Source organism: Actinomadura sp. CNU-125, assembly GCF_001942465.1.
GTDB lineage: Bacteria > Actinomycetota > Actinomycetes > Streptosporangiales > Streptosporangiaceae > Spirillospora.
The window spans coordinates 36,650-42,731 of record NZ_MKJY01000561.1 but is presented as its reverse complement, the minus strand read 5'-3'; the positions used below and the strand labels follow the sequence as shown (position 1 = coordinate 42,731).

6 protein-coding genes, 1 pseudogene and 1 riboswitch are annotated in these 6,082 nt (G+C 68.0%); of the genes and pseudogenes, 1 reads left to right on the top strand and 6 read right to left on the bottom strand.

The features are described 5' to 3' along the window. Positions 1-153: 153 nt before the first annotated feature. Positions 154-786 carry a TetR/AcrR family transcriptional regulator gene (locus BJF79_RS41400; RefSeq protein WP_075905637.1) on the bottom strand — a complete coding sequence of 211 codons (633 nt, stop codon included), beginning with the start codon at positions 784-786 and terminating at the stop codon, positions 154-156. A 163-nt stretch (positions 787-949) separates the two neighbouring features. Here BJF79_RS41400 and BJF79_RS41395 point away from each other — a divergent pair, with 163 nt between their 5' ends. Continuing rightward, entirely contained in the window at positions 950-2,512 is a 1,563-nt protein-coding gene (locus tag BJF79_RS41395) for an MFS transporter (RefSeq protein ID WP_075905635.1), read from the top strand. Positions 2,513-2,808: 296 nt separating this feature from the next. Here BJF79_RS41395 and BJF79_RS64140 read toward each other — a convergent pair. The 5 genes and pseudogenes from BJF79_RS64140 to BJF79_RS41370 all read right to left on the bottom strand — a co-directional run. Then, a pseudogene (locus BJF79_RS64140) lies at positions 2,809-3,161 on the bottom strand (helix-turn-helix domain-containing protein); the annotation flags it as partial. A 45-nt stretch (positions 3,162-3,206) separates the two neighbouring features. Then, the gene (locus BJF79_RS41385; protein WP_075905633.1) at positions 3,207-3,647 is read right to left on the bottom strand and encodes a transposase; all 441 of its coding nucleotides are present in this window, start codon (positions 3,645-3,647) and stop codon (positions 3,207-3,209) included. Further along, complete coding sequence (locus BJF79_RS41380) at positions 3,605-4,168, bottom strand: transposase domain-containing protein (RefSeq protein WP_262403358.1); 564 nt, start codon at positions 4,166-4,168, stop codon at positions 3,605-3,607. Before BJF79_RS41380 ends, BJF79_RS41385 begins: the two co-directional genes overlap by 43 nt. A gap of 628 nt (positions 4,169-4,796) precedes the next feature. After that, positions 4,797-5,147 (bottom strand): DUF6632 domain-containing protein, encoded by a 351-nt coding sequence (locus BJF79_RS41375; protein WP_075905649.1) that lies wholly within the window; start codon positions 5,145-5,147, stop codon positions 4,797-4,799. Between the two features lie 34 nt (positions 5,148-5,181). Then, entirely contained in the window at positions 5,182-5,607 is a 426-nt protein-coding gene (locus tag BJF79_RS41370; protein WP_083734628.1) for a carboxymuconolactone decarboxylase family protein, read from the bottom strand. 309 nt (positions 5,608-5,916) lie between these two features. Next, positions 5,917-6,054: riboswitch (cyclic di-AMP (ydaO/yuaA leader) on the top strand. Positions 6,055-6,082: the final 28 nt, after the last annotated feature.

Below are 6,082 nucleotides of genomic sequence, written 5' to 3'. Positions count from 1 at the left end.
TGGATCGGCAGCAAGCAGCGTAGATCTGCCCGCAGATCACCCATGAAGAAGCTGTCCGGAAAACGCGTGGCCCCTCACTATGGACGTGTTGCGCGAGCTTCCCGGCCGACGCTCATGGTCCCGTCCGGACGGCAGACCTGTCGGGGGTACGCATCAGGCCTTCGGTGCGGCGAATGCGGACTGCAGGGTCGTGACTATGACGCGGGCCGCGTCATCGCTCTCGAGCCGGCCGGCGGTGACCTCTTCGGCCGCAGCGTTCATCGTCAGGTGGGTGACCGCCAGGAGCCAGGCAACGGACAGATCGGCGCGAAAGACGCCTTCGCGCTGGCCGCGCTCGACCAGGCCCCGCATCCGAGCTTCGGCCTTCTCGTGCATCTCCCGGATCCGGACCGGCTGCAGGACGCGCTGAGCGACGACGAGCACGGCGCGGAGACGCTCAAGGAGCATCCAACTCGAGGTGATCAGAGCCTCGAACGCCTCGGCGGGATCCCCGTCGAGGGGGACGTCGGCCAAGACTGCCTCGGCCTGTTCGAGGCTGTCGGCGAGCGTAGCGTCAACGAGTTCGGCACGCGTCTTGAAGTGCCCGTAGAGGGTCATCCGACCGACGCCCGCTTGGGCCGCGATGTCGGCGACGGAGGCGTCGGGGTTCGCTCGGAGCGCGGTCGGAGCCGCCGCGAGGATCTTCGCCCGATTGCGCTGGGCATCCGCGCGCTGGTTGGCCGCGCGCGGAGTCGCCGTCGGAGCCCGGCGCGTACCCCGTGTCCCCTGCGCCTTCCTGTTCGGCATCGTCCACCTCACAACTCGTATGGGAATGTATGAGATAGTGTAGCCGTTTCAATCCGTACACCATTGATTGAGTTACGGTGCCGTCGTCCGCACTGGGCGATGCCGACAGAGGAAGGAGCGGCTGGACCATGAGACCGACACGCGCGAGAACCGGGGGCGCACCATGACTGGCACGAGCACCCCGGCCCTTAAGACGGGGGCGAAGCAGTGGTGGGGCCTGGCGGTCCTCGTGATCCCCTCGACCCTGCTGTTCATGATGCTCACGATCTTGTTCCTGGCCGCGCCGAACATGGCTGCCGACCTGAACCCGACGAGTGCCCAACTGCTGTGGATCCTCGACATCTACGGCTTCGTGATGGCAGGCTTCCTGGTCGCGATGGGGGTCCTCGGCGACAGGATCGGCAAGCGACTCCTCATGGTGATCGGCGCAGTCCTGTTCGGGCTGGTATCGGTCGCCGCCTCCTTGACCACCGTCCCCGAGCTGATGATCGCCTGGCGCGCCGTCCTCGGCGTGGGGGGAGCCATGATGCTCCCGTCCACATTGGGCCTGATATTCGTGCTGTTCGCCGACCCCAAGGCCCGCGGGGTCGCGATCGGCGTGTGGGCGGGAGGGATCTCCGCCGGCGTCGCCCTCGGCCCGCTGCTGTCCGGCCTGCTGCTGGAGGTGTTCGGCTGGCAGGCCACCTTCCTGGTCGCCGTCCCGGTGATGGCCCTGGTCGCCATCGGCGCGCCGCTGCTTCTTCCCGAGCACAAGGACCCGAATGCGAAGATCGAGATGTTCAGCGCGGTGCTCCTCGTCGCCGCGCTGCTCGCGATCATCTACGGCGTCAAGCGATTCGCCACCCAGGAGCCCATCGGCCCATCGATCGGCCTGCTGGTCGCCGGGGCACTGGTCGGGCTGTGGTTCGTGCTCCGCCAGCTGCGCGCGCAGCAGCCACTGCTGGACGTGCGCCTGTTCGCCAACCGCACCGTCAGCGGAGCACTCGCAGTGTTCCTCCTGTCGGCTGCTGCGCTGGGCGGGGTGTACTCGCTGTTCACCCAGTACCTGCAGCAGGTGCAAGGACTTTCGCCGATGCAGGCCGGGCTATCGATCCTGCCCGCCGCGGCAGTCCTCATCGTCGTGTCGACCCTCTCTCCGGCGCTCGCCCGGAGGTTCCGGCCGGGCAACGTGATCGCAGTCGGCCTGCTTACCCAGGTCGTCGGCTACATCCTGTTCACCCAGCTCGACGCCGGCACCGGTTTGGCGTTGGTGATCGCGAGTTTCGTGGTCACCTATCCGGGGGTCGCGCCGGCCATGGCACTGACCACGGACCTGGTGGTGAGCTCGGTGCCGCCGACGAAGGCAGGTGGTGCCTCTGGGCTCGCGACGACTGTCAACGATCTGGGCATCTCGCTCGGCGTCGCGGTTATCGGCAGCGTCGGGATCGCCGCCTACCGCGGCCAGATCGCGGAATCCCTGCCCGATGGGTTGCCTGCGGAGGCAGCGGCTTCTGCAGAGACCGGCATCGAAGGAGCCCTCGCCGTGGCCACCGAGTTGCCCGAGGCGATCGGCGGTGCCCTGACGACTGCAGCGCAGCAGGCCTTCACGAGCGGGCTCAATGCCGCTGCGTTCGCTTCAGCGGTCATCGCCGCCGTCGCCGCGGTTACCGCTGCGACCCGGCTGCGCCACATCAGGCCCACCGCCCAGGCGCAGGAGGAGCGGGAGAGCACAGTCCAGGAGTCGTGAAGATGAGTCACGTCCGCGCCCGACCGGATCGTCGGGCGCGGACGTGGTGACGTCCACCGAGGTCGCATGGCACCTCAGCGAGCCCAAGCGACGTCGGGCGGCAGTGTCTCCAATCACCAGCGCGGTATCACCAGAAGGCATCGATGCAGCGGTTCTCGGTCTTGGACGATCCGCCGAGGGCCGGTCGCATCCGGTCACGTCCATTGGAGTGGTCACTAGGGCACCATGGCTCTCGCCGGGCACCGCTGGTGCTTGGTGAAGAGACTCGGCGGGACCGAGGTGACGGCCTGGACGGGCCGCGCGATCTCCCGTACGCCCACCTGCTGAGCACGCAACAGCGCGATCTCTTCTCGCTCCGCGAACGACAGATAACGGCCCGACACCGTCGGGGCAAGACAGGGTCCCACCCCGCCAGCCTGGCGAAACCAGCGTGTCCCCACCGCCTGCGACACGCCGATCTCGACCGCGGCATCCTCCGACCTCGCCCCCGTGCGATGGCCCGCCAGAACCGAACACGGTCCTCACGCCACGCGACAGTCGGCCGCCCCGGCGAGGGAATCTCCCCGCGATACAAACGGACAGCCTCCTGGATGGTGAAACTGCAACGGTCCGGGTCGGTCCCGGGGCGGGACTGCGCGGCATCCACCATGGCGGTCCGCAGCAGCTGGTAGAGCGTGAGCAGCGCCCACATCTCCTACTGGAGACCGGCGGGATCGCCGGACCTCAGCACGCGACCGCGCAGGATCGTGTGCCGGAGCGCGTAGTAGGCCGACTCGTGTTCCCATCGTTGGTGATACAACGCGACCAGCGCAGCGGCGGGATGACGGCGGGCATCGGTCAGCGTGGTGACCAGCCGGTAAGAGGCGTCGAAGACCGTACCGTCCGCGCAGGTCACCGTGATGTTCGCGTCCACGATCCGCACTCGGACCGATCCGATCACCGACAGGTAGGAGCCATCGCCCGGACGCGAGAGGACCGGGACACGGCGGTTGCTGCGCAGACGGCCCAGCACCTGGGCACCGGTGTCGGCCGCCGCGGCCAGGAAGTCGTTGCCGTCGAACCCCTTGTCCCACAGCACCGGCATGTCCGGGGTCAAAAGATGCAGGAGCCGCTGCGCGTATGCGGTCTCGCCCACGGCCGTGGGCCGAACACCGCGCCGACCAGGGCACGGGTGCCCGTCTCCACCAGGGTCATAACCCCCAGCTGGGGGTAGCCGCCATGCGCCGGCCGGTCGAGCCAGACCCGATTCTGGTCGGTATCGGGGGCCTTCAGCGAGCTGCACCCATCGAAGGAGACCGTTCGGTAGCGGCCGAACCGCACCCCAGGCGTCACCGGCCGCGCCAGCGGTCCCGACACCACCTCGAACAGTGCCCGCACCGGCGCGTCGCCCACCCGGCGGCGCAGGTCGCGCAGCGCCTTCGCGGTCGGTCCGACAGCGGACCGCCCGGCCAGGGACGCGGTCATTTTGCCCCACACCAGCCGATAGCCGACCTCCGGGAACATGCACATCGCGAGCACGAAATAGACCCCGACCCGCAGGGGAAGCTTCCGGAGACGGCGCTGCACCCGCACCCGGCCCGTTTCCGCCAGCACCGCGTCCACCAGCTCGAACGGCACGACCTGCGTAAGCTCTCCCAGATGCCCGGGCCCGAACACCCCCGCGGCCACCCGCACCACCCGGGAAATGACAGACTGACCCCGCAACGGGACTCCACTCTTCAGATGATCTTCGCCGACATCTGATCTACCGGAGTCCCGTTGCCCGTCTCAGCCGTTTGACAAGAGCCGAATCCCCTTAACTACCTGGCCTTGGGGGAACCCCCGGCGTCGCGGAGGAGGAGATTGACCTCGCCCATCAGAACCGCTCTCCGAGTCTCCTGACCATACTCGCGAGATTCGCAGAGAGCGTGCCCCGGATGACGTCCGCCACATGCTGTAGGCCCTGCACCGACGCACGTTGGCAAGCAGAAAGCGTGGCGGCGTGATCTATCTTGTGATCGGCCTGGTCTCGTCGGCGGTCCTGCTCGGCCGCATGGCGAGCCCCGCTCTCGATCGGCTCCGGCGCCACGCCGGGCATTCGGGGATCGCCATCGCCTGCTGGGGCGCGGCTCTGACCGGCACCTTCATCGCCGATATCGGCAAGCGGCGGGCCCGCGCCGCGTCGTCCAGGCCGCCGCCGCGGTCTTCCTCACGGCCGCCGTTGCCACTCCCCTCCTGGCCGCCGCCGCGACGATCGCCGAACTGTCCGAGATCTGCTGAGGCCGACCGCCTTACACCGGCGTGCTCATGGAGAGGGCGATCGGCGGGGACTGAGCACGGCAAGGACCACGGCCACGATCACCAGCGCGGGGACGTCGCCGACCAGATGGCCCCATTCACTGAGGTCCATCGCGGCGTGCACAGCCATGACGGCGGCGTGGGCGAGGCTGGACCACACGGTGAACCAGATCAGAGACAGATGGTCGAGCGGGTCGCGCGCGGCTCGGATCAGGAAGATCCCGAGCACGGTGTAGATCACCGCGATCATCTGCTCGTACTCGGGCTGCTCAGGTCCCCAGCGAAAACCGGCCTGCCATAGGTTGATCAGTGGGTACACCCCGACGGCAAAGCCGATCCCCACCACGAGCAGGGCCATCCGAAGGCGGCGTTCCTGGATGCTCCGCACGGCGTCAGCAGTCCTCTGGTTTGAGGCTGGCGACGAGGTTGAAGGCGCCGGTGAGCAGGTTGAGGGTAACCAGGCCGACGATCTCGGCGATGACCCGTTCACTCCAGCCCTGTGCGCGCAGCGCGGTGACGTCTGCATCGGTGAGGGACGCCGGTTCGGTCAGAGTGCGGACCGCGAAGGCCACCAGCGCCGCCTCCCGGGTGTCGGTCGCGGTGCCCTGCCGAGCAAAGTCGATGTCGGTGTCGGTCAGTCCCGCCGCACGACCGGCTTCGGTGTGGGCGGCCAGGCACAGGCCGCAACCGATCCGGCCCTGTACCGCCAAGGAGGTCTTCTCGCTCAGCCGGCGGGGGATCTTGACGCGTCTCATCGCCCGGGACAAATCAAGGTAGCCCTGCAGAAGCGCAAGCGAATGCGCCATGGTGGCGACCATGTCGCCGACCGAGCCATGACGGCCGACGATGTCTTCGAGGATGTCGCGGGACTTGCCAGGGCCTCGTGAGGGGCGAGTGCGGACAGGTTCGGCATGGAGTCCTCTCGTGACTTGGAGGTTGACCTCATTGTCGCTACCCCCCGGGGGTATTCAAGTCCAACTTACGCCGAGGACGTCTTCACGGCAAGTCATGCACCTCCAGGGGTCCCTGAGACTGGGGGCATTTGTTGCAATTGGCTACTTGGGTAGCGAATGAGGCCAACTCTCCTACGCTCCGCAGGAGAGATTGCTCGCCGTCCCCGCCGGGCCGCGATGGCCACGCCGAATCCTGCGGACCCGCGAGGTTCGGGGAACCGGGAACCATCTTCTCCACTGGGGTGAATCCGCTTGCCCCGAGTGGTAGGGCGAACCCGGCAGCTCACCCTGTAGGCGGCACAGGCTGGGCTTGGCCCGAGCGCCCGCACCGGCGCGGGAC

What these genes read in the sequence shown, in the direction of transcription:
- BJF79_RS41400 (WP_075905637.1), bottom strand. Translation starts at nt 786, where the DNA reads ATGCCGAACAGGAAGGCGCAGGGGACACGGGGTACGCGCCGGGCTCCG.
- BJF79_RS41395 (WP_075905635.1), top strand. Translation starts at nt 950, where the DNA reads ATGACTGGCACGAGCACCCCGGCCCTTAAGACGGGGGCGAAGCAGTGG.
- BJF79_RS41375 (WP_075905649.1), bottom strand. Translation starts at nt 5,147, where the DNA reads ATGGCCCTGCTCGTGGTGGGGATCGGCTTTGCCGTCGGGGTGTACCCA.
- BJF79_RS41370 (WP_083734628.1), bottom strand. Translation starts at nt 5,607, where the DNA reads ATGGTCGCCACCATGGCGCATTCGCTTGCGCTTCTGCAGGGCTACCTT.